The sequence below is a fragment of the Nocardioides sp. genome, assembly GCF_025964975.1.
GTDB lineage: Bacteria > Actinomycetota > Actinomycetes > Propionibacteriales > Nocardioidaceae > Nocardioides.
On sequence record NZ_JAOPXV010000017.1, the window covers coordinates 1 to 20,962 of the forward strand.

The window sequence follows — 20,962 nt, forward strand, 5'->3', positions numbered from 1 at the left end:
GTCCCGGTGGGCGCGAAGGGCGGCTTCTTCTGCAAGCAGCTCCCCGACCCCGCTCGGCGCGACGCCTGGATGGCGGAGGGCGTCGGCTGCTACACGACGTTCATCTGCGGGATGCTGGACATCACCGACAACCTCGACGGCGACAAGACCGTGCCCCCGTCGCGCGTCGTCCGCCATGACGGTGACGACACCTACCTCGTGGTGGCGGCCGACAAGGGCACCGCGACCTTCTCCGACATCGCCAACGGCATCGCCCAGGACTACGGCTTCTGGCTCGGCGACGCGTTCGCCTCCGGTGGCTCGGTGGGCTACGACCACAAGGCCATGGGCATCACCGCCCGGGGGGCCTGGGTCTCCGTGCAGCGCCACTTCCGCGAGCGCGGGATCGACTGCCAGGTCGAGGACTTCACCGCCGTCGGCGTGGGCGACATGTCCGGCGACGTCTTCGGCAACGGCATGCTCTGCTCGGAGCACACGCGCCTGGTGGCGGCCTTCGACCACCGCGACATCTTCATCGACCCCGAGCCCGACGCCGCGACCTCCTTCGCCGAGCGTCGCCGGCTCTTCGAGCTGCCCCGCTCCTCCTGGCAGGACTACGACAAGAGCCTGATCTCCAGGGGCGGTGGCGTCTGGTCGCGATCGCTCAAGTCCATCCCCGTCAGCCCCGAGGTCCGCCGCGCGCTCGGCCTGGACGACGAGGTCACCCAGCTCACGCCGGCCGAGCTGATGCGGGCCGTCCTCCTGGCCCCCGTCGACCTGCTCTGGAACGGCGGCATCGGCACCTACGTCAAGTCGTCCGAGGAAGCCCACAGCGACGCCGGCGACAAGGCCAACGACGCCATCCGGGTCAACGGCGAGGATCTGCGTGCCCAGTGTGTGGGTGAGGGCGGCAACCTCGGCCTGACCCAGCTCGGACGGGTCGAATACGCCCGCCTCGGCTGCGGCGGCACGGGTGGCCGCATCAACACCGACTTCATCGACAACTCCGCCGGGGTGGACACCTCCGACCACGAGGTCAACATCAAGGTGCTGCTCGACAAGGTGGTCACCCGCGGCGAGATGACCGAGGAGCAGCGCAACACCCTGCTGGCCGAGATGACCGACGAGGTCGCCGAGCTGGTGCTGCGCGACAACTACGAGCAGAACCTCGCGCTGGCCAACGCCGCGGCCCACGCCCCAGCACTCCTGCACGTCCACGAGGACTGGATGAAGGACCTCCAGCGCCGCGGTGTGCTCAACCGCGAGCTAGAGGCGCTCCCGACGTCGAGGCAAGTACGCCGACGCCTCGACCGCGGCGAGGGCCTGTCGATGCCCGAGCTGTGCGTGCTCCTGTCGTGGACCAAGATCGTGCTGGCCGACGAGCTGCTGTCCTCCGATCTGCCCGACGACCCGTACCTCCGAGAGGACCTGCTCAGCTACTTCCCCTCGCGGATGCGCGCCGACCACGTGGCGTCGATGGAGGACCACCCGTTGCGGCGGGAGATCATCGTGACCCAGGTGGTCAACGACCTGGTCAACGGCGCCGGCATGACGTTCATCCCGCGGCTGGCGGGGGAGACGGGTGCGACCGTTGCGGACCTGACCCGGGCCAACTTCGTGGCACGCGAGATCTTCGGGTCCCTGGCGTTGCGCGACGAGATCGCCTCGCACGACAACGCGGTGCCCGCAGAGCGGCAGACGCGGATGCGGATCGAGATGCGCACGCTGGTCGAGCGGGCGTCGCGCTGGCTCGTCAACAACCGGCGTCCGCCGCTCGACTCGGTGGCGACGGTCGCGTTCTTCCAGGAGCGTGTCCAGTCGGTGCTGGCGGTCCTGCCGACGCTCCTCACCGGTCAGGAGCTCACGGACTTCGACGCGCGCCGCGGCCGGCTGACCAGGGCCGGCGTCCCCGAGGACCTCGCGTCCCGGGTGGCGGTGCTCTCCCCGGCCTACACCTTGCTGGGCATCGTCGAGACTGCCGACAGCCTCGACCTCGACCCGGTCGAGGTCGCCCGGGTGCACTTCGCCCTCGGGGAGCGACTGGGGTTGCCCGCGCTGGTGGAGCGCATCTTCGCGCTGCCGCGGGACGACCGGTGGTCGACCATGGCCCGTGCTGCTGTGCGCGACGACCTCTATGCCGTGCACCAGCAGCTCACGGCGGCGGTCCTGTCGACGACACCGCAGGACGAGTCCGCCCCGGCGCGGGTGGCGACGTGGGAGGAAGCCGACGCCCAGCTCGTCTCCCGTGCCTCGGCGACGCTGGTGGAGATCTGCCGTGACGACGCCGCCGACCTGGCGAGGCTGTCGGTGGGACTCCGAGTGGTGCGCAGCCTGCTCTCCTAGACTTGGCCGGTGAACCCGCTCTTCCAGACCCCCGCGGCCGCACTGTCCCGACTCCACAGGGCACTGCGTCCCGGCACGCCGAGCCCGCTGCTGGGCGCCACGGTCCTGATCACCGGCGCCTCGTCCGGGATCGGGGAGGCCACCGCGCGTGCCGCCGCACAGCGCGGCGCACACGTGCTGCTGGTCGCGCGCCGAGGCGATGAGCTGGCGCGGGTCTCGAGCGACATCGTCGCCAGCGGGGGTCGCGCGTCGGCGTACCCGCTCGACCTCACCGACGGGGACGCAGTCGATGCCCTCGTCGAGAGGCTGCTCGAGGAGCACGGCGCCGTGGACTACCTCGTCAACAACGCCGGCCGGTCGATCCGTCGGTCCCTGGACCTGAGCTACGACCGCTTCCACGACTTCGAGCGGATGATGGCGGTCAACTTCTTCGGACCGGTACGGCTGACGATGGGACTGCTGCCGGCCATGCGCGAGCAGAAGTTCGGCCACGTCGTCAACATCGTCACCTGGGGCAACCAGATCAAGGCGCCGAAGTTCGCCGCCTACATCGCCGCCAAGAGTGCGCTCGACGTCTTCGGTCGGATCATGGGCCGGGAGGCCTTCTTCGACAACGTCACGTGCACCAACGTGCGGGTCGCCCTGGTCGCCACCGACATGATCGGGCCGACCGACGCCTACGCCGGTCGTCGGGCGGAGAGCCCCGAGCACTGTGCCGAGCGGATCGTCCGCGCGATGGAGGACCGGCCGATCACCGTCAACGGGTTCATCGGCACCGTCAGCGAGGTCTTCAACCTCGTGAGTCCGCGACTCGCGGACTTCGTCTTCGCCGAGATGTCGCGTCGGGTGCCCGACTCCGCCGCTGCCAGGGGCGAGGTTGCTGCCCGCGAGCGAGCAGGGACTGCCAGCTAGCTCGCCTTCTTTGCCGCGGCCTTCTTGGCAGGAGCCTTCTTGGCGGTCTTCTTGGCCGCTGCCTTCTTCGCCGTGGTCTTCTTGGCGGGCTTCTCCTCGGGCTCTTCCCCGGTGTCAGTCTCGGGCGAGGCCTCCCCGCGGGCGGACCTGGCGGCCGCGACGGACTTCTGCAGGGCGGCCAGCAGGTCGACGACCTCACCGGAGGACTTGGTCGAGGTCGCGGTCTTCTTCACCTCGCCGCCCTCGATCTTGGTCTTGACCAGCGTCTCCACGGCTCCGGCGTAGTCGTCCTCGAACTCGGAGGCGTCGAAGTCGCCGGCCAGCGTCTCCACGAGCATGTGGGCCATCTTGACCTCGGAGTCCTTGACGTCGCCGGCCTCGATCTTGAAGTCGGGCTTGCGGACCTCGTCGGGCCACATCATCGTCTGCAGGACGATCACGTCGCCGCTGTCCGTCTCGCGCACCCTCAGCACCGCGACGGAGGTCCGCTGCCGGAGCGCTACCGTCACCACGGCCATCCGGTCCGCGTCCTTGAGGGCCTGGCGCAGCAGGGCGTTGGGCTTGGCGCCATACTTCTCCGGCTCGAGTTAGTATGACTTCTCGAACATCATCGGATCGATCTGCTCACTCGGCACGAACTTCTCCACCGCGATCTCCCGCGACGACGTCGAGGGCAGCTCGGCCAGGTCGTCGTCGCTGAGGATGACCATCTCGCCGTCCTCGGTCTCATAGCCCTTGGCGATGTCGGAGTAGGGCACCTCCTCGCCGTCGATGGAGCACACCCGTTGGTACTTGATCCGGCCGCCGTCCTTGGCGTGCACCTGCCGGAAGGATACGTCGTGGGACTCGGTGGCGGCATACAGCTTGACCGGCACGCTCACCAGGCCGAAGGACACAGCGCCTTTCCAGATCGCTCGCATGGTCAAACCGTAGACCCAAATCCCCACCCGTTGGAGTCTGGGGGCGCCGGCCGCCTCCTGACAGACTGCAGACCATGCGTCCGATGCTCGCCTCCAAGGGCACCCATGTCCCCACGGGTTCGGAGTGGTCGCACGAGGTGAAGTGGGACGGCGTACGGATCCTGGGCGACGTCGTCCCGGGCTCTGATGGCCGGGCGCGGCTCCTCACCCGCAACGGCAACGACGCCTCCCTCGCGTGGCCTGACGTCCACACGAGCCCGCTCGGCGACCGCGACGTCCTGGTCGACGGCGAGATCATCGGCCTCAACGACGCCGGCCTGCCTGACTTCGGCGTCCTGCAGGAACGCATGCACGTCCGCTCGGCCACCAGTGCCGCCCGCCTCGCCCAGCGGATCCCGGCGACCTACATGGTCTTCGACCTGCTGCGCCTCGACGGCCACGACCTCAGCGGACGGCCGCTGAGCGAGCGGCAGGAGATGCTGGCGAAGCTCGAGCTCGACGGCTCGTGGCAGGTGCCTGCGGCGTACGACGACGGCGCGATGCTCTTCGACGCGACCCTGCAGCAGGGACTTGAGGGGATCGTCAGCAAGCGACTTGCCTCCCGCTACGTCTTCGATGCGCGCACCCCGCACTGGGTCAAGCTGGCCCACCGGCACCGCTACTCCTTTGTGGTGGCCGGGTGGCGCCCGCAGGAGGGGACGAGTGACCGGCTGGCGTCGGTGCTGGTGGGAGAGCCCACCCCGGACGGACTGCTCTATCGCGGGCGCGTGGGCAGCGGGATCGGTGGCGCTGCGTGCCGGCTGCTGTCCGAGCTGGTGAAGCCGCACGAGGTGGCGGAGTCGCCCTTCGCGGACCAGGTGCCGGCTGTCGACGCGAAGGGCACGCACTGGGTCGAGCCGCGGGTGGTGGTCGACGTCGATGCCCACAGTCGCCCCCCTGTCACCCGGCTGCGGCAGCCCTCCTTCGTCGGGGTGCGCAGCGACATCGGACCGGAGGACCTGCTGTGAGCCCTGCTGGCAACGAGGTGCACGTCGACGTCGAAGGCCGGACCCTTCGGATCACAAGTCTCGACAAGGTGCTCTATCCGCGCACCGCCACCACCAAGGGCGAGGTGCTCAACTACTACGCGAGCGTGTCGGGGGTGCTGCTGCCGCACCTGCGCGACCGCGCGGTCACGCGGATCCGCTGGCCCCACGGCGTTCAGGGCGACAGCTTCTTCGAGAAGAACGCTCCCTCCGGGACGCCGTCGTGGGTGCGGACCGCCACGGTGCCGACGACCGGGAGTCGCGCAACAAGGAACCGCTCGGGGCCAGACAGCGATACCATCCGGTTCCCGGTCTGCGACGACCTCGCGACCCTGACGTGGCTGGTCAACCTGGCGGCGCTCGAGCTGCACGTCCATCAGTGGCAGGTCACCAAGGCGGGCAGGCCGCGCCACCCCGACCGGTTGGTCATCGACCTGGACCCCGGAGAGCCCGCCGGACTCCACGAGTGCTGCCAGGTGGCGCTCAAGGTCCGCGACTCCCTCGCCGAGCGTGGGCTCACCTGCAGCCCGGTGACCAGTGGGAGCAAGGGTCTTCACCTGTACGCCGCACTGCCCCGCAAGCTCGACAGCGACGGCACGACCGCGCTGGCGAAGGAGGTCGCCGAGGACCTGCAGAAGGCTGACCCGGGATCGATCACGGCGACCATGACGAAGGCGAAGCGGCCGGGCAAGGTGTTCCTGGACTGGTCGCAGAACTCGGGCTCCAAGACGACGATCTCGCCCTACTCGCTGCGCGGCCGCGAACGCCCGACCGTGGCGACCCCGATCACCTGGGAGGAGGTCGAGCAGGGGGCGGAGGATCCTCTGGGCCTCGAGCAGTTCCGTTTCGAGGAGGTCCTCGAGCGCATCCAGGACCACGGCGACCTGTTCGACTCCCGGGTGTGAGCGCTGGATCACACCCAGGACAACCTATGCTCGGGCGCATGCCGTCAGTTGTGGTCGTCGAGGACGAAGAAGACATCGCGTTCCCGTTGGTGCGCACGCTCGAGCGTGAGGGCTACGAGGTCACGTGGCTGGAGTCCGGCAAGGCAGCGCTTGCGCACCTGTCGACGAAGTCGGCCGACATCATGATCCTCGACCTCGGCCTGCCCGACATGGACGGTCTCGATGTCTGTCGCGCCGCGCGCGACGCCGGCTTCGACGGCGGGATCCTGATCGTCACCGCGCGCGCCGGCGAGCTCGACCGGGTTGTCGGCCTCGACTACGGAGCCGACGACTACCTTTCCAAGCCCTTCGGGCTGGCTGAGCTCCAGGCGCGCGTGCGCGCCCTGCTGCGGCGCAGCCAGGCCGCCGGCAGCGCCCACGTCCTGGAGGCCGACGAGCCAGGTGGCCTCCGCATCGACACCGACGCCCGACGAGTCACGCTCAACGACGCCGAGGTGGCGTTGACGGTCAAGGAGTTCGACGTTCTCGCGTTGCTTGCCGCCTCCCGCGACAAGGTGGTCTCGCGCGAGCACCTCATGAGCGAGGTGTGGGACGAGAACTGGTTCGGTTCGACCAAGACGCTCGACGTGACCATCGGCCGTCTGCGCAGCAAGCTCGAGGACGCAGGCGCCACCGACCGGGTCGTCGCTATTCGTGGAGTGGGCTTCCGGCTCGAGAGCGGCACCTGACATGAGGGCGAGGCTCACTCTCGCCTTTGTGTGCTTCGCGTTGGTCATCGCCTCGGTGGTCGGCTCCACTCGTTCGGCCGCCATCAACGACTTGGTCAGGGGCGCCCAGCTCGACCAGGGCGCCTCGACGGCCCGGGTCATCGCCACCCTCGTCGAGGACCTTAACGACAACGGGTCGCCGATCACGTCGGACAGGCTCGCTGCCTTCGTCCCGGACGGGGTGGAGCTCACCGTGGAGCGGCCGGACGTCGCGACCGTGACCATCGCCGGCACCGGTTTCGATCCCGAGGTCGGCGAGGACGCAGTCCGGGTCCGGGAGACAGTTGGGTCGACGACTGTCGGCCTGCTGGAGGGCGAGGAGGTGGTGGCCGACCGGGCACGACAGGAACAGCGTGAGCTGCTCGCGCTGATGGTGCTCATGGTCATGGTTGCTGCTCTTGCCGGCTTCGCGGTCGCAACGGGCCTGACGAGGCCCTTCCAGCAGCTGGCCAGGTCGGCGGCCGCCCTGGGCCGGGGACGCTACGACATCGACCCGCCGACGTCCCGCATCCCCGAGGTCGCCTCCCTCGCTGCCTCGCTCGAGGCCGGCGCAGCGCAGCTGCAGGACTCGATGCACCGCGATCGCGAGTTCCTCCAGCACACCTCCCACGTCCTGCGCACGCCGTTGACCGGGATGCGGCTCGAGCTCGAGGAGCTCAACCTGCGCAGCGACCTCGATGAGGAGGTGCGGCGTACGACCGAGCGCTGCCTGCTCGACGTGCAGCGGCTCGACGCGACCGTCGGGGAGCTGCTCGAGTTCGCTCGGGGCAGGCAGGTCGTCGTCGGGGCGGAGGTCACCCTGGTCGCGCTCGGACACCACATCGCACAGCGGTGGCGCGACCGGTTGCCCGAGTCGCGTGAGATCAAGGCCTTCGTGGACATCGGACCCGACGTGACCCTCACGCCCGGACCGGTGGAGCAGCTCCTCGACACCGTGCTGCGCGACGTTTCCGAGCACGCCACCGGGCCGGTGACGCTGCGCTTCTCCGGTTGGGAGAAGCACATCCGGATCCTGGTACAAGGTGGCCCCAGTCGCCCTGATGAGGTCGCCTGGACCGAGTCCCGCAAGGCTCGTACCCAGGTCGAGATCCTCGGCGGCCGGTGCTCGGACGACCCGACGAAGGACGAGCTGGACATCCTGCTGCCGCGTCGTTGACCTGCGCGCGTGGGGACGCCCAAGCGTTACCGGGCCGTGGGCGGTGCGTGGCTGCTGCGTGGGCGGGATTCCTTTACCTTTGAACGATGCCCTTATTCGGAGGCACTGAAGAGCCGAGGTGGTCTTGATGCTCGAGCTGACCACCCGCTCGAGACGGCGCGCGACGCGCAATCGCCGCATGGTCGTCCAGCTCGCGACCTTCTTGTTGCTGCTGATCGCCTTGAGCTTCGTGGTCCCTGCCGCCCTCGGCGTGGCCTTCCACACCGTCACGGACGACGCGATGAGCGGCACCATCGGCAAGGGTTCGGCGGTCGTCGTCGAGTCGGTGCCCGTCGCTGACCTCGAGCTCGGCGACATCATCACCTACCCGAAGACCTCGCGGGAGGACAGCCCCTTGGTCACCCGACGCATCGCCGGGATCGAGGCGGGCGTCTATCGCACGATGGGCGACGGCACGGGCGCCCTGGACCCGTGGACGGTCACCCTGGACGCCTCCAGCCAGGACGTCGTCATCGGGCACGTGCCCTACGCCGGCTACGTCGTCGACGCCCTCGATGGTCCGACGCGGCTCTGGTCGGCCGGCCTCCTTGCCGTTCTGATCGCGGCGACGTTCCTCAGCGGTGCGCGGGCGACTCGACGTGATGGTGTCGTCGCCAGCGCCCGAGCGACCGCCGTACCGGTCGACGAGGCTCCGACCGCCGGAGCCAAGGTCCCGGTCCCGCGCGCCTCGGGGGAGACCCGCAGCGACACCACGGTCTGAGTCGACCGGGCGCGAGCCCTCACGTCCTGGCAGTCCCCGCACGGCAGGCATGACCTAGTAGATTCCGGACCGTCCTCGTTCGTCGTCGCGAGATGGGTTCGCCATGACTGATGCTGCTCAGCCGCTGCTGGTGATGGTGGTCAACGACTTCCCGGTCGTGACGGCCGGCGTGGCCGCACTGCTGGCGCCGTACGGGAAGCGGGTCGAGGTCGTGGGGAGCGAACCTCCGACGCGCCCGGTCAACGTTCTCCTCCTGGACACCTTCGCCCACCCCGACCCCGAGGGTCGCCTGCTCCACGTCCTCGAGCAGACCACGGCAGTGGTCCTGGTCTACGGCTGGGCGGAGAGCCAGCAGCAGATCGACGCAGCCACCCGGCTGGGTGCCGCGGGCTTCTTGTCCAAGACCGTCGACGGGGAGCAGATCGTCGCGGCTGTGGAGGCAGCTGCGGCGGGCAGGGCCGTCCGGTCGGCTCCTGCACCCAAGGACACGGCGATGGCCGCCTGGCCCGGGCAGGGCGAAGGGTTGAGTCCGCGGGAGTCCGAGGTGCTCAGCCTGATCGTGAGCGGGCTGTCCAACCAGGACATCGCCCGCAGCACCTTCCTGAGCATCAACTCCGTCAAGACCTACATCCGCACCGCCTATCGCAAGATGGCCGTGGCGAGCAGGTCCCAGGCGGTGCTCTGGGGCATCGAGCACGGCTTCCGGGTCGACCACGCACCCTCGTGGCGCGAGGGCCGCTGACGAAACCCCCACCCCTTGTGGTGAGCACGTCGCTGGAGTCGGGTCGGTAAAGTTTGTCCCTGTGGAGCCCATTCCCGAGACCTCGGAGGCGGTCAGCGAGTTCGGTCCCTTCGAGGAGACCGACCTGATCCAGCACCTCAAGGACATGGCTGCCCACGTGCGCGACATCGTCCCGGAGTGTGTCGGCATCAGCCTCGCGTCCCGCGAGCATGGCGTGTCCTTCACCCTCGTCGCCACCGACGAGGAGATCGCTGCCCTCGACGGTGTCCAGTACCTCGACGGTGGACCGTGCGTCGAGAGCGTCCAGGCCGAGCAGGTCCTCGAATACCGGGATGAGGAGCTCCTCGGAGAGGGTGGCTGGCAGCTGTTCGCCCAGGCCACGTCGGCCGCAGCGGTCGCCAGCACCCTGACCCTGCCGATCCTCAACCATGCCCAGGTCGTCGGCTCGGTGAACCTCTACGCCGCCACGCCTCATGCCTTCACCGGCCACCACGAGGAGATCGCCCGGATCTTCAGCGCCTGGGCTCCGGGAGCCGTCGCGAATGCCGACCTGGGCTTCAGCACCCGACGCACCGCCGAGCAAGCCCCGCGGCTCCTCTTCGAAGAGATGCGCGTCCAGGTCGCCCTCGGCATCCTGATGAGCTCGCAGAACGTCGGCCTGGAGTCCGCCCGGGAACAGCTGGCCGAAGCCGCCAATCGAGCCGGGATCAGCCAGGCCGCCCTGGCCGAGAGACTCATCGCCGGTGTGTCGCACGGAGAGCACGACCTCGGGGAGTAGCCCCTGCGTGACCCAGCGATCGTGGCCCTAGGGTTCTCGCCGCGATCCGAGCCTCTGCTGTCGTCGTTGCCGTCCTCGCCTGCGCCGGTTGCTCGGCCCTGTCATCCGACGGCGGGTCCTCGAAAGCCCAGGAGCTCGACGCCCCGTCGTTGGATGCCTCCGCTGCGACGGGGCCCCAGATCGACGGCACGGGCTACAGCTTCCACGTGCCGGACGGCTGGGGTGAGCCGGACGAGCCCGTCCCGGGTTTCGACCCCGACAGCTTCGCGATGAACGGGCGGGACAAGGACGACTTCGCGGACAACGTCAACGTGCTGCTGTTCCCAGGCGGTTCGCTCACCCCGGACGAGGCCGAGAAGGCCGCCCGCGACGAGCTGGCGAGCGTCGGGGTCAAGGACGTGGTGGTCAACTCCCGCGTCCAGGTCGGCGGCAACCCGTCGGCACACGTCACCGGTCAGGCGTCGATCAACGACCTGGACTACACGGTCGAGCAGTACTACCCCACCGATGACGACCAGGCCTACGTCGTGACCTTCTCCTTCAGCGCCGACGTCCCGGCTGAGCAGCGGATGAGGGTCACCGACGCCACGCTCGTCAGCTGGAAGTGGACGGACTAGCTTGTCGCGGGTTCCTGGACCGTACTGGTCCAGGCTCTACCATTTGCCGACGCGCCCCGGCCAACCTCGCGGACTTGGATGAGGGAGTGGGACGATCCCGACATGACGCACGTGCGCCGTGACCGTCACCTTCGCGCGGCGCCCGGCCACGTCGTGCGGCTCTTGCGGTCTTGGTCGCACTCGTGGCCTCGGGCTGCGGACTGACCATTCCCTCCGATCCCGACGACAGGCCTCGACCGCATCGGCAGCTCGAAGGTGCTGCGGGTGGGCGCTTCTCCTCGAGAGGGCTGGGTCCAGGTGTCACAGGGCAGCGAGCCGACCGGTCGCGAGCCGGGTCTCGTCGAGGGCTTCGCTGACCACCTCGGCGTGGAGATCGAGTGGACCGTCGGCGGTGAGGAACAGCTGGTGACCCTCCTCGAGGAGGGACAGCTCGACATCGCGGTGGGCGGGGTGACCGACAAGAACCTCTGGGTGGACAAGGTCGGCCTCACCCGCCCTACGCAGAGGTGGAGTCCGGGGGGACGACCGAGAAGCACGTGATGATGGTGCGTATGGGCGAGAACGCCCTCCAGTCCGAGCTCGAGCAGTGGCTCGACACCCAGGAGGCCTCGTCACGTCCCACGAGGAGGCCGGGGAGCGGTCCTACCCGACGGCACGCTTCGGCAACACCGAGCTCCCGCCGCAACAGACGGCTGCCCTCCGGCGAGCCACGCGGCTCGAGATCGTGACCATCCTCTACATGTTCACGGGCATCAGCGTCGTGTTCCTCACGATGGGCAGTTCACAGGCGATGAAGACCGGCTGAGTGGAGGACATCGCTGGCCCTGGTTGCGCCGCTCGCCTTCCTCGTCGCCGTACGACGCGCCAGGAAGCCTCCCGCCCCGGGGCACCCGTACGGAGTCCACCGCCGCTCCACCGCCATCGGCCACCTCACCGCCGCCGTCGCGCTGCTCGCCGTCGGTCTGCTCCTGGTCGAGGACTCGGCGATGGGGCTCGTTCGCGCCGAGCACCCGCCGATCGGCACCACGCAGTTCCTCGGCCAGACCTTCTGGGCCGGAGGGCTGATGGTCGCCGCGATGGTCTACACCGGGATCGGCCCGTACATCCTGGGACGGATGAAGCTGCCACTCGCCGAGCGGCTCCACGACAAGGTTCTCTTCGCGGACGCCGACATGCAGAAGGCGGACTGGATGACCGCCGCGGGCACGATCGTCGGCGTCCCGGGGGATCGGTGTCGGTCTCTGGTGGGCGGACGCCGGCGCGGCCCTGCTCATCTCCGCCTCCATCGTCCGCGACGGGTGGCAGAACCTGCGCGGTGCGGATGCCCTGATGGATCAGCGGGCACGGACCTTCGACGACAAGCGCCCCACCCCCACCCCCTGACGGTGGAGGTCGTTGGGGTGGTCCGCTCCATGGACTGGGTCGAGGGAGCCGGTCGCGGGTGCGCGACCAGGGGCACGTCTTCCACGTCGAGGCCTTCGTCCAGCCGCGGGCGGGCGAGGAGGGCACGCTCGACCGCCTCGAGGACGCCGCCGAGGCGCACAAGGCGCTCGACTGGAAGATCAACGACGTCGTGGTGATGCCGGTCCGCGAGCTGCCTGAGACCATCGCGGACCCGGCCGAGGCCAGTGACTGACACTCCTGTCCATCGTCGCGAGGGATCAGGGGTGCTGGGACCGCCTCCCGCTACTCGGTAAAGGTTCTCCACAGATGCCGCTCTGGCAGTAGTCGACAGCGCTTGGATTCCACTAGCGTTCGGGTCTGTAGAAACCATCTCGGGACCGGGGGACTACTGATGACGCTGACGCGTCCAGACACGCATGCCGACCTCATCGAAGAACTCGATGCGCGGGTGCGCGAGCAGGTGCGCACTGAGGGTGTCGACCCCCAGCGGGACACTGCGATCGTGCGCCGGATCGCGCAAGAGGTGGTGGGCCGCCACGACGAGCGCAGTCTCACCGGCGCTGTGGCGCCGGTTGTCGATCCCGCTGCCGTCGTCGGCGAGCTGATCGCCCGGGTCTCCGGCTTCGGTCCGCTCCAGCCCTTCCTCGACGACCCCGAGGTCGAAGAGCTCTGGATCAACGACCCCAGTCGGGTCTTCATCGCCAGGCGCGGCCGCCACGAGCTGACCAACCTGATGCTGTCCTCCGCGCAGGTGCACGAGCTCGTGGAGCGGATGCTCAAGTCGAGCGGCCGGCGCATCGACATCTCGCAGCCCTTCGTCGACGCGATGCTGCCCGAAGGTCATCGCCTGCACGTGGTGCTCGAGGGCATCAGCCGCGGGTTCTCCGCGGTGAACATCCGCAAGTTCGTCGTACGCGCCAGGCGCCTCGACGACCTCGTGGAGCTCGGCAGCCTGAGTCGTCAGGCAGCGGCCTTCCTGGACGCCTCGATCCGGGCGGGACTGAACGTCCTGGTGGCCGGCGGGACCCAGGCCGGGAAGACGACCTTCCTCAACTGCCTGTCCGCGTCCATCCCCGGCGGCGACCGGGTGGTGTCCGCGGAGGAGGTCTTCGAGCTGCAGTTCACGCACCCCGACTGGGTGCCGATGCAGACGCGCCAGGCCGGGCTCGAGGGCACGGGGGAGATCCTGCTGCGCGACCTGGTCAAGGAAGCGCTGCGCATGCGTCCCAGCCGCATCATCGTCGGAGAGGTGCGGGCCGAGGAGTGCCTCGACCTGCTGCTCGCCCTCAATGCGGGACTGCCGGGGATGTGCACGCTGCACGCCAACAGTGCCAGGGAGGCGCTGGTGAAGATGTGTACGTTGCCGCTGCTGGCCGGGGAGAACATCTCGGCTCGCTTCGTGGTGCCCACCGTTGCCAGCTCCGTCGACCTGGTGGTGCACCTCGGCATCGACGCGCAGGGCGTGCGACGCGTCAACGAGATCGTCTCCGTCCCGGGCCGGGTGGAGAACGACATCATCGAGATCGAGCCGATCTTCGAGCGCGTAGGCACGGAGCTGCGTCGTGGAGCAGGGACGCCGTCACGGCTCGAACGCTTCGAGCAGCTCGGGATCGACGTGCACCAGATCCTGAGCGCGGGACACTGATGGGCGCCCTCGTCGGACTGGGTATGGGCGTGGGCCTGCTGCTCATCTGGTCGGCGTTCTTCCTGCCCCGGACAGTCAAGCCGTCTCGGCCCGGCGGCCCTCGCGGGCGGCAGCTGCTCGCGCGGGCAGGCCTCGGCGGGGTCTCGGTGACCAGCGTGGCGGCGTTGTGCGCCGTGTTCTCGTTGATCGCCTTCGTCGTGATCGAGGCGGTGTCGCGGACAGTTCCGGTCTCGCTCGCCTTCGCACTGATGGCCGGCTACGCGCCCATCGCCGTGGTCAAGCAGCGCGCTGCGAGGCGACAACGCGAGTTCGCCGAGGTGTGGCCCGACGCGGTGGACAACCTCGCCAGCGCCGTACGCGCCGGACTGTCGCTCCCCGATGCCCTTGCAGCGCTCGGCACCAACGGACCCGAGGCGTTGCGCGACTCCTTCGACCAGTTCGCTCTCGACTACCAGGTCACCGGGAGGTTCCACGAGTCGCTCGACCGGCTCAAGGAACGCCTGTCCGACCCGGTGGGCGACCGCGTCGTCGAGGGCCTGCGCATCGCCCGGGAGGTCGGAGGCGGCGAGCTCGGCCGCCTGCTGCGCAACCTCTCCGGCTATCTCCGCGACGAGGCCCGGACCCGGTCGGAGATGGAGTCGCGGCAGGCCTGGACGGTCAACGGCGCCCGGCTCGCGGTGGCCGCACCGTGGGCCGTGCTGCTGCTGATGTCGTTCCAGTCTGGTTCGGTCACCGTCTACTCCTCGAGCGCCGGGGTGGTGGTGCTGGTGGTCGGTGCCGTGCTGTGCCTGTCGGCATACCGGCTGATGATGCGCATCGGTCGGTTGCCCGTCGAGCGGCGGATCCTCGCATGAGTCCGACCTGGTGGGGCGCTCTCCTGGGTGCCTCGTGCGCCGCAGGAGTGCTCCTGATCGCCGCCCGGGTGGCGGTGATCCGTCGCCCTCAGCTCGCGCTGCGCGTGCTGCCCTACGTCCGCGACCTCCCGCAGGTCGGCCGGACCCCGTCTCTCACGGTCACGTCCTCGTCACCTGCAGCCGCAGCCGCCGGGATCTTCGGCCCCTTCCTCCGCTCGGCGGCCGACCTGGTCGAGAAGACGCTGGGTGGGGCGACCTCCGTACGCCGCCGGCTGGAGCGGGCAGCGATCGACAAGTCCGTGCACGAGTTCCGGATCGAGCAGGTGTTGTGGGGGATCGCGGGGTTCGCGGCAGTGGCGGCCTTCTGCCTGTTGCGCGCCTTCACCGACGACGTCAGCCCGGTGGGGGCCCTGCTCCTGTGCTGTGTCGGGTTCGCGCTGGGGGTGATGGGGCGTGACAACCGGCTGAGCAGCCAGGCCACCAACCGCGAGCGCCAGATCGTCGTGGAGTTCCCGACCGTCGCCGAACTGCTCGCGCTTGCCGTCGCCGCAGGTGAGAGCCCTGTCGCCGCGCTCGACCGCGTCGTACGACGCAGCGGCGGCGAGCTCTCTGCCGACCTCGGCCGCGTGCTGGCCCAGATCCGCACCGGCACGCCGGTCGCCGCCGGCTTCGACGGGCTGGCAGCGACGACGGGGCTGCCGCTGGTGGCGCGATTCGCGACGGGGATCTCGGTCGCGATCGAACGGGGAACTCCGCTGGCTGACGTGCTCCACGCGCAGGCCGCCGACGTGCGTGAAGCGGGCCGACGCAACCTGATCGAGACGGCGGCTCGCAAGGAGGTCTTCATGATGGCGCCGGTCGTCTTCATGGTGCTCCCGGTGACCGTCCTCTTCGCCTTCTTCCCAGGCGCCATCGGCTTGAGCCTGGTGGTGCCGTGAGGCAGTACCAGCGCAGCACCACCCACGTCTGTGATCGATCGACCAACCGAACGGGGAGTCCCATGAAGCGTGCAACACCCGACAAGTTCCTGCTCTTCTACCTCGCGTACCTCGCGCTGGCAGGGCCGCGCACACGCGACGAACGGGGCGACGTGCCGGGCTGGGTGATGGTGACGGTGATGACCGTCGGCCTGGCGCTGGTGATCTTCACCTTCGCCGAGGAGCCGCTCAAGGCCCTGTTGACGCGCGCGTTCGACTCCGTCAACTAGTCGCGTGTCGGGGCGGTCCGGATCGCGCGGACGATTCGAACGCGGCAGTGCGGTCGTGGACTTCGTGATGATCCTCGTGGTCCTGCTGCCGATGTTTGCCGGCCTGTTCCAGCTCTCGCTCGTGCTGCACGTCCAGAACACGTTGGCGTCGGCTGCCGCCGAGGGTGCTCGCCGCGCGGCGGTCACCGGCGCCACCCCGGACGACGGGATCGCGAGGGCCAGGGAGCAGATCCTCGGCACCCTGAATGCGAAGTACGCCCGGGACATCACCGTCGAGGACATGGTGATCGGTGGAGTCCCGGCCTACCGGGTCGTGATCACCGCGGAGGTGCCTGCACTGGGCCTGGGCGGGCCCGCGATCGCCCTCGAGGCGAGCGGCAACGCGATCATCGAGGAACCGCAGTGAGCCGCCGTCGCGGGTGCAACCGCGACCCGGATGAACGAGGGAGCGCCCTCGTCGAGTTCTGCTGGGTCGCGCTGATCCTCTTCATCCCGATCACCTGGGTCGTCATCTCGGTCTTCGAGGTCCAACAAGGTGCCTTCGCCGTGAGCGGTGCGGCGCGAGCGGCGGCTCGGGCCTACGCCCTCGCGCCTGACGATGCGACGGGGGCGGCGCGCGCCCAGGCAGTGGTCGACCAGACCCTCGCCGACCAGGGCGGCGACGGGCAGGCGGGCAAGGTCGAGGTGACGTGCAAGCCCTTCCCGGACAACTGCCATGCCGGCACGTCCCTGATCACGGTCCGGGTCTATTCGGGAGTGAGGATCCCGTTCCTGCCCGAGGTGCTGGCCGACAACCGTCGCTCGTTCAAGCTCACGGCCAGGCACACGGTGCCGATCGGCCAGTTCGTCGCCGTACCAGCCAGCGAGGGGGAGGAGTGAGGCGTCGCGACGAGAAGGGATCCACCATTCCACTGATCCTGGGACTGGCCACCGTGCTGCTGATGGGGATCGCGCTCGTGATCAACGCCTCCTCGGCCTACCTCCAGCGCCAGAGCCTCGACACCCTCGCCGACGGAGCCGCGCTGCGCGGCGCAGACCTCGGCGCTGCCGGCGTGTACGGCGAAGGGCTGACCCAGGACCGGCTGCTCCAGGAGTCCGGAGCGGTCAGGAAGGTCGTGATCGCCTACCTCGAGTCGGTCGGCGCCGACCACACCTATCCCGGGCTCGAGGTGCAGGCACAGGTCAATGTCGTGGACCGCTCGGTGACGGTGGTCCTGAGCGCCCCGGTGAAGCCGCCGCTCCACCTCCCCGGGAGTCCCACCCGGCCGGTCGTCACAGCGACCAGCACCGCGGCCGTGACGATGCAGGAGTAGCACCACCCCGCTTGCCCGTGGGTAAAGTTCTCCCATGCCCCTCCGGAGGTATGGCGAGGCCCGTAGCCTCTGCGTTGCTCAGGCGTTGAGGGGGTACCGATCGAGGTCGTAAAAGAGCTGCGGCCAGCAGACGTTTGTCGATTACCTTCCGGAGAGCTGCCGTGAACCCCCCTAAGTCATCCCTCGTCATGTCCGATCCGTCCTGGGTGGACGAGTTGAACCACCCCATAGGCCCCGCCCTGGCTCGGGCGGAGTTCGACCGCCTCGAGGCGGCCATCCTCGACCCGGCCCTTGTCCAGAGGTCTGCCGGGGCCAGTGACCACGCCGACGCGGTCGAGCCACCCGACTGACTCGACTCCGACCGGCAGCGCGGAGGGACGAGTACCGTGAAGACGTGGTCGACGTAGGTCCGGTGCTGGTGGACCACCGCGAGCGGAACAGCACCATTCCGGACGCGTTGGTCGCCGCTGGTCTCGACGTGCGGCTGACCGACCTGCCGGTGGGCGACTACGTGCTCGGGCCGCACCTCGCTGTCGAGCGCAAGGGCCCGGAGGACCTGGGGGCGTCGATCCGCGACGGCCGCATCTTCGACCAGGCCGTACGCCTGCAGTCGACCTTCCCCCAGGCAGTGCTGATGGTCGAGGGCGAGCCCCGTGGGATCGCCGAGGACGCCTGGCGTGGTGCGGTGTGCCGACTGGTCGAGGACGGGTTCACCGTGCTGCACAGCCTGGACGACGAGGACAGCGCCGCCTGGATCATCCGGCTCGCGAAGCGTGCCCGCCGCGCCACGCCCACCACCCCGACGGAGGGCCCGCGCCGCGCACGCCGACACCCCTCCGCGCAGGCCGAGGCCATGCTCTCCGTCGTCCCCGGGATCAGCGCCACCATGGCCCGTAGCCTGCTCGTCGCCCACGGCAGTCTTGCCGCAGTGGCGGCCGCCGCCCCCGACGGCCTGCGCTGCCATCCCGGCATCGGCGCCGTCCGCGCCGCCCGCCTCGCCGAGGCGCTGCACAGCGTGTACGTCGCACCAGCCGACCGCGCGCCAGAACCCGCGCGGCCCGCCCGGGGCGTACGACCCGATCGCCGCTGGATCCTGACCGGGCCGACCTCACGCGCGGACGTGCAGTCGTTCGACCGCCGAGCCATCGCGCTGCGCGCCCTGCAGTCGTCTCCTGAGGGCACCCAGCTGATCGATGGGCTCACGGGTGAGGTCTTCGCGACAGCGGGTCAGCCGGACCCATAGCGCGATGCCGTCTGGACCGGTGCCCCACCAGAGGCGCCACCGATCCGGGGGTAACTCATGAACCACGGTCCACGTGCGATGCGATGGCTCCTCGCCACCGCAGTCGCAGGCTCGACCGTGCCGCTTGCAGGCGCTGCGCCAGCAAACGCGGACACACCCGGCTGCGTCACGCCCCAGGAATGGCGTCACGTGTACATCATTCCCGATGACACCGGCTCCGGGCCCGGCTCCGGCGCCACCATGCGCCGCGTCCACCGGGTCTTCGACACCGTCGGAAGCCGCGTCCTCTACGACAAGCTGTACGGGGACTTCCGCTACCAGGTCCGCCGGTACGAGAAGTGCGCACGTCCCGGGTTCTACCGCGTGACCTACCACCGCTACCTGATCCACGGCGACGGGAGCGCGTGGGACTCCTACTGGGGATAAACGGGTGCGGTGACCCTCGTCCAAGATCAATGATGTCCCCCCATGACCATCGAGATCGATGCCGGCACGGTCCCCGAGCGCGACGAGCTGGCCGGCCTGTACGACGCCGTGGGCTGGTCGGCGTACACGAGGGATCTCGACGCGCTGGAGCGGGCGATGGAGGGATCGGCACGAGTAGTGACCGCCCGCAGGGACGACCGACTCGTCGGGCTGACGCGGGTCGTCAGTGATGGCGTCACGATCGCCTACATCCAGGACATCCTCGTCCACCCGGACGAGCAGCGGAGCGGGGTCGGGCGGCGGCTCGTGACGGAGGCGCTCGCTCCCTACGCGGACGTGCGGCAGAAGGTGCTGCTCACCGATGACGAGCCTGGCCAGCGTGCGTTCTACGAGTCACTCGGCTTCGCCGAGACACGGACTTCGAGGACGGCTCGCTGCGGCGTTCGTGCAGTTCGACTGACCACTGGCGGCCCGTCAGCCCACTGAGCGCGCCATCCGCTCGACGGCAGCTGCCACGCGGGACCCGAACATGACGGGCTCGTTGTGGTCGGCGTGCAGCACCACCCGCTCGACCAGGGACGGGGCCGCGTCCGCGACCCGGGCGCTGAGCATGGGGGGGACTACGGAGTCCCGGTCGCCGTAGATGATCGTCACCGGCACCTCGCTGCCGGCGAGGTGGTCCAGCAAGCGGAACTGGTCGCGCAGTAGCGCCCGGACCGGCAGCCAGGGGTAGTGGTGCGCTCCGACGTCGGCAAGCTCGGTGAAGGGGGAGCGGAGCACGACCCCGGCCGGTGGGCGCCGGGCCTGGAGGGCCGCCACGACGGCCGACCCGAGGGACTCCCCGAAGTAGATCGTCTGGTGCGGCGGATAGCCGAGGTGCGCCAGCGCGTCGACAGCCGCGTCCGCGTCTGCCGCGAGGCCGTCCTCGCTGGGGGCGCCCGGGTTGCCGCCGTAGCCGCGGTAGTCCATCAGCAGCACGGCCATCCCGCGGCCGCTCAGCTCCTCGGCGAACCTGGCTCGACCGGCACGGTTGCCGCCGTTGCCCGGCGCGACCAGCACCGCCATCGCGGTGTCCTCGGTCCCGGTCGCCGGGATGAACCAGGCGGACAGCTCGAGGCCGTCGGCGGTGCGGAGGGTGACGTCCCGCGCACCTTCGATGGCGTCCCCGGCCGGACGCACAGGACCGGCGTCAGGGAAGTAGATCAGCTGGCGCTGCAGCGCCCCCAGCATCCCCACCGCTACCACCCCGATCACCAGCACCACGAGCAGGCTCCGTGCGAGCCGTCTTCGGGTGGGACTGATCATCCCTCATGGCGGACGACGATCGGTGGCCGGACGGCCTCGTTCTTCCTGGTGAGGGCGGTCATCCGGTGCAGCGACCCGTCGGGCAGCAGCCCGGAGACTGGCGTGAGCCGTGCCTCCGGCCCGTCGATCTCCACGAGCAGCAGGTGTGCCTGAGCGGCCCACGCGGTGGTGTGGGCCTCGTCGAACCACTCGGGGAGCTCCTCGCGCAGCTTGCCGCCTGCTCCGGACACGACGAAGGTGCGACCGTCGGTCTCCGAGACCTGGAAGTTGTGCTCGTGCCCGGCCAGCGTGAGCCGGACGCCGCCGCTCTCCAGCAGCGGCAGCACCGACTCGATCATCTCGTCGTCATTCCCGTGCTCGGTCCGGCGCAGAAGACGGGGTGGTGTGAGAAGGGGATCCGCCAGGCCACGTCACCGGCGGACAGTGCGTCCTCGAGCCAGGCGGCATGGTCGGGCACCTGGAAGAAGCGGTGATGTTCCGGGTCCTCACTGTCCTGCGAGGTGTCCATGCAGATGAGCTCGAGGTCCTTGCCATACCCGAACCGGTAGAAGAGGCCCGGCCCGACCGACGCCCTGTCCTCCTGGTCGCGGAAGCGTTCGTGGACGTGGAAGTTGTCCTCCATCTGTTCCCGGTCGTCACTGCCCTCGGAGTCGGTGGTGTC

General features: G+C 69.5%; 27 protein-coding genes and 1 pseudogene. 24 read left to right on the plus strand and 4 right to left on the minus strand.

What is annotated here, in order from left to right:
• Positions 1–2,322 (plus strand): NAD-glutamate dehydrogenase domain-containing protein (locus tag JWN68_RS01185; RefSeq protein ID WP_297733459.1); only part of this gene is annotated, 2,322 nt, incomplete at its 5' end.
• A 9-nt stretch (positions 2,323–2,331) separates the two neighbouring features.
• Positions 2,332–3,234 carry an SDR family NAD(P)-dependent oxidoreductase gene (locus JWN68_RS01190; RefSeq protein WP_297733462.1) on the plus strand — a complete coding sequence of 301 codons (903 nt, stop codon included), beginning with the start codon at positions 2,332–2,334 and terminating at the stop codon, positions 3,232–3,234.
• Here JWN68_RS01190 and JWN68_RS01195 read toward each other — a convergent pair.
• A pseudogene (locus tag JWN68_RS01195) lies at positions 3,231–4,154 on the minus strand (Ku protein). The gene JWN68_RS01190 and the pseudogene JWN68_RS01195 sit on opposite strands and share 4 nt — an antisense overlap.
• A 74-nt stretch (positions 4,155–4,228) precedes the next feature.
• Here JWN68_RS01195 and JWN68_RS01200 point away from each other — a divergent pair.
• The 22 genes from JWN68_RS01200 to JWN68_RS01305 all read left to right on the plus strand — a co-directional run bounded on the left by JWN68_RS01200 (position 4,229) and on the right by JWN68_RS01305 (position 19,482).
• Entirely contained in the window at positions 4,229–5,161 is a 933-nt protein-coding gene (locus JWN68_RS01200; RefSeq protein WP_297733466.1) for a DNA ligase, read from the plus strand.
• The gene (gene ligD, locus JWN68_RS01205) at positions 5,158–6,084 is read left to right on the plus strand and encodes a non-homologous end-joining DNA ligase (RefSeq protein ID WP_297733468.1); all 927 of its coding nucleotides are present in this window, start codon (positions 5,158–5,160) and stop codon (positions 6,082–6,084) included. Before JWN68_RS01200 ends, ligD begins: the two co-directional genes overlap by 4 nt.
• A gap of 38 nt (positions 6,085–6,122) precedes the next feature.
• Complete coding sequence (locus JWN68_RS01210; RefSeq protein ID WP_297733471.1) at positions 6,123–6,812, plus strand: response regulator transcription factor; 690 nt, start codon at positions 6,123–6,125, stop codon at positions 6,810–6,812.
• Between the two features lies 1 nt (position 6,813).
• Positions 6,814–8,007, plus strand: coding sequence for a HAMP domain-containing sensor histidine kinase (locus JWN68_RS01215; RefSeq protein WP_297733473.1), 1,194 nt, complete (start codon positions 6,814–6,816; stop codon positions 8,005–8,007).
• Between the two features lie 127 nt (positions 8,008–8,134).
• Positions 8,135–8,767 carry a hypothetical protein gene (locus JWN68_RS01220; RefSeq protein ID WP_297733475.1) on the plus strand — a complete coding sequence of 211 codons (633 nt, stop codon included), beginning with the start codon at positions 8,135–8,137 and terminating at the stop codon, positions 8,765–8,767.
• Positions 8,768–8,870: 103 nt separating this feature from the next.
• On the plus strand, positions 8,871–9,509 hold the full coding sequence (locus tag JWN68_RS01225; protein ID WP_297733477.1) for a response regulator transcription factor: 639 nt from the start codon (positions 8,871–8,873) through the stop codon (positions 9,507–9,509).
• Between the two features lie 61 nt (positions 9,510–9,570).
• Positions 9,571–10,287 carry a GAF domain-containing protein gene (locus JWN68_RS01230; protein WP_297733479.1) on the plus strand — a complete coding sequence of 239 codons (717 nt, stop codon included), beginning with the start codon at positions 9,571–9,573 and terminating at the stop codon, positions 10,285–10,287.
• A 149-nt stretch (positions 10,288–10,436) separates the two neighbouring features.
• The gene (locus JWN68_RS01235; protein ID WP_297733481.1) at positions 10,437–10,904 is read left to right on the plus strand and encodes a hypothetical protein; all 468 of its coding nucleotides are present in this window, start codon (positions 10,437–10,439) and stop codon (positions 10,902–10,904) included.
• A 264-nt stretch (positions 10,905–11,168) separates the two neighbouring features.
• The gene (locus tag JWN68_RS01240; RefSeq protein WP_297733483.1) at positions 11,169–11,444 is read left to right on the plus strand and encodes a transporter substrate-binding domain-containing protein; all 276 of its coding nucleotides are present in this window, start codon (positions 11,169–11,171) and stop codon (positions 11,442–11,444) included.
• Between the two features lie 46 nt (positions 11,445–11,490).
• Positions 11,491–11,709: a hypothetical protein gene (locus tag JWN68_RS01245; RefSeq protein WP_297733486.1), complete on the plus strand. Its 219-nt coding sequence runs from the start codon at positions 11,491–11,493 to the stop codon at positions 11,707–11,709.
• A 636-nt stretch (positions 11,710–12,345) separates the two neighbouring features.
• Complete coding sequence (locus JWN68_RS01250) at positions 12,346–12,540, plus strand: hypothetical protein (RefSeq protein WP_297733489.1); 195 nt, start codon at positions 12,346–12,348, stop codon at positions 12,538–12,540.
• 159 nt (positions 12,541–12,699) lie between these two features.
• Complete coding sequence (locus JWN68_RS01255; RefSeq protein WP_297733491.1) at positions 12,700–13,953, plus strand: ATPase, T2SS/T4P/T4SS family; 1,254 nt, start codon at positions 12,700–12,702, stop codon at positions 13,951–13,953.
• Positions 13,953–14,807, plus strand: coding sequence for a type II secretion system F family protein (locus tag JWN68_RS01260; protein ID WP_297733494.1), 855 nt, complete (start codon positions 13,953–13,955; stop codon positions 14,805–14,807). The genes JWN68_RS01255 and JWN68_RS01260 overlap by 1 nt, the downstream gene beginning before the upstream one ends.
• Positions 14,804–15,745, plus strand: a complete 942-nt coding sequence (locus JWN68_RS01265; protein WP_297733497.1) for a type II secretion system F family protein — start codon at positions 14,804–14,806, stop codon at positions 15,743–15,745. Before JWN68_RS01260 ends, JWN68_RS01265 begins: the two co-directional genes overlap by 4 nt.
• A gap of 62 nt (positions 15,746–15,807) precedes the next feature.
• A complete protein-coding gene (locus JWN68_RS01270) occupies positions 15,808–16,014 on the plus strand; it encodes a hypothetical protein (protein WP_297733500.1) in 207 nt (68 codons plus the stop codon).
• 55 nt (positions 16,015–16,069) lie between these two features.
• The gene (locus tag JWN68_RS01275) at positions 16,070–16,420 is read left to right on the plus strand and encodes a TadE/TadG family type IV pilus assembly protein (RefSeq protein ID WP_297733504.1); all 351 of its coding nucleotides are present in this window, start codon (positions 16,070–16,072) and stop codon (positions 16,418–16,420) included.
• Positions 16,417–16,893, plus strand: coding sequence for a hypothetical protein (locus JWN68_RS01280; RefSeq protein WP_297733507.1), 477 nt, complete (start codon positions 16,417–16,419; stop codon positions 16,891–16,893). The genes JWN68_RS01275 and JWN68_RS01280 overlap by 4 nt, the downstream gene beginning before the upstream one ends.
• Complete coding sequence (locus tag JWN68_RS01285; protein ID WP_297733510.1) at positions 16,890–17,327, plus strand: Tad domain-containing protein; 438 nt, start codon at positions 16,890–16,892, stop codon at positions 17,325–17,327. Before JWN68_RS01280 ends, JWN68_RS01285 begins: the two co-directional genes overlap by 4 nt.
• A gap of 215 nt (positions 17,328–17,542) precedes the next feature.
• A complete protein-coding gene (locus JWN68_RS01290; protein ID WP_297733513.1) occupies positions 17,543–17,677 on the plus strand; it encodes a hypothetical protein in 135 nt (44 codons plus the stop codon).
• Between the two features lie 44 nt (positions 17,678–17,721).
• Positions 17,722–18,570, plus strand: coding sequence for an ERCC4 domain-containing protein (locus JWN68_RS01295; protein WP_297733516.1), 849 nt, complete (start codon positions 17,722–17,724; stop codon positions 18,568–18,570).
• A 189-nt stretch (positions 18,571–18,759) separates the two neighbouring features.
• On the plus strand, positions 18,760–18,996 hold the full coding sequence (locus JWN68_RS01300; protein WP_297733519.1) for a hypothetical protein: 237 nt from the start codon (positions 18,760–18,762) through the stop codon (positions 18,994–18,996).
• A gap of 42 nt (positions 18,997–19,038) precedes the next feature.
• Positions 19,039–19,482, plus strand: a complete 444-nt coding sequence (locus JWN68_RS01305; RefSeq protein ID WP_297733522.1) for a GNAT family N-acetyltransferase — start codon at positions 19,039–19,041, stop codon at positions 19,480–19,482.
• Here JWN68_RS01305 and JWN68_RS01310 read toward each other — a convergent pair.
• The 3 genes from JWN68_RS01310 to JWN68_RS01320 form a co-directional block, all read right to left on the minus strand.
• Positions 19,471–20,301: an alpha/beta fold hydrolase gene (locus tag JWN68_RS01310; RefSeq protein WP_297733525.1), complete on the minus strand. Its 831-nt coding sequence runs from the start codon at positions 20,299–20,301 to the stop codon at positions 19,471–19,473. The genes JWN68_RS01305 and JWN68_RS01310 overlap by 12 nt on opposite strands.
• Positions 20,298–20,639 carry a hypothetical protein gene (locus tag JWN68_RS01315; RefSeq protein WP_297733528.1) on the minus strand — a complete coding sequence of 114 codons (342 nt, stop codon included), beginning with the start codon at positions 20,637–20,639 and terminating at the stop codon, positions 20,298–20,300. Before JWN68_RS01315 ends, JWN68_RS01310 begins: the two co-directional genes overlap by 4 nt.
• Positions 20,636–20,962: hypothetical protein (locus JWN68_RS01320; protein WP_297733530.1), on the minus strand; the 327-nt coding region annotated here is incomplete at its 5' end. The genes JWN68_RS01320 and JWN68_RS01315, both read right to left, overlap by 4 nt.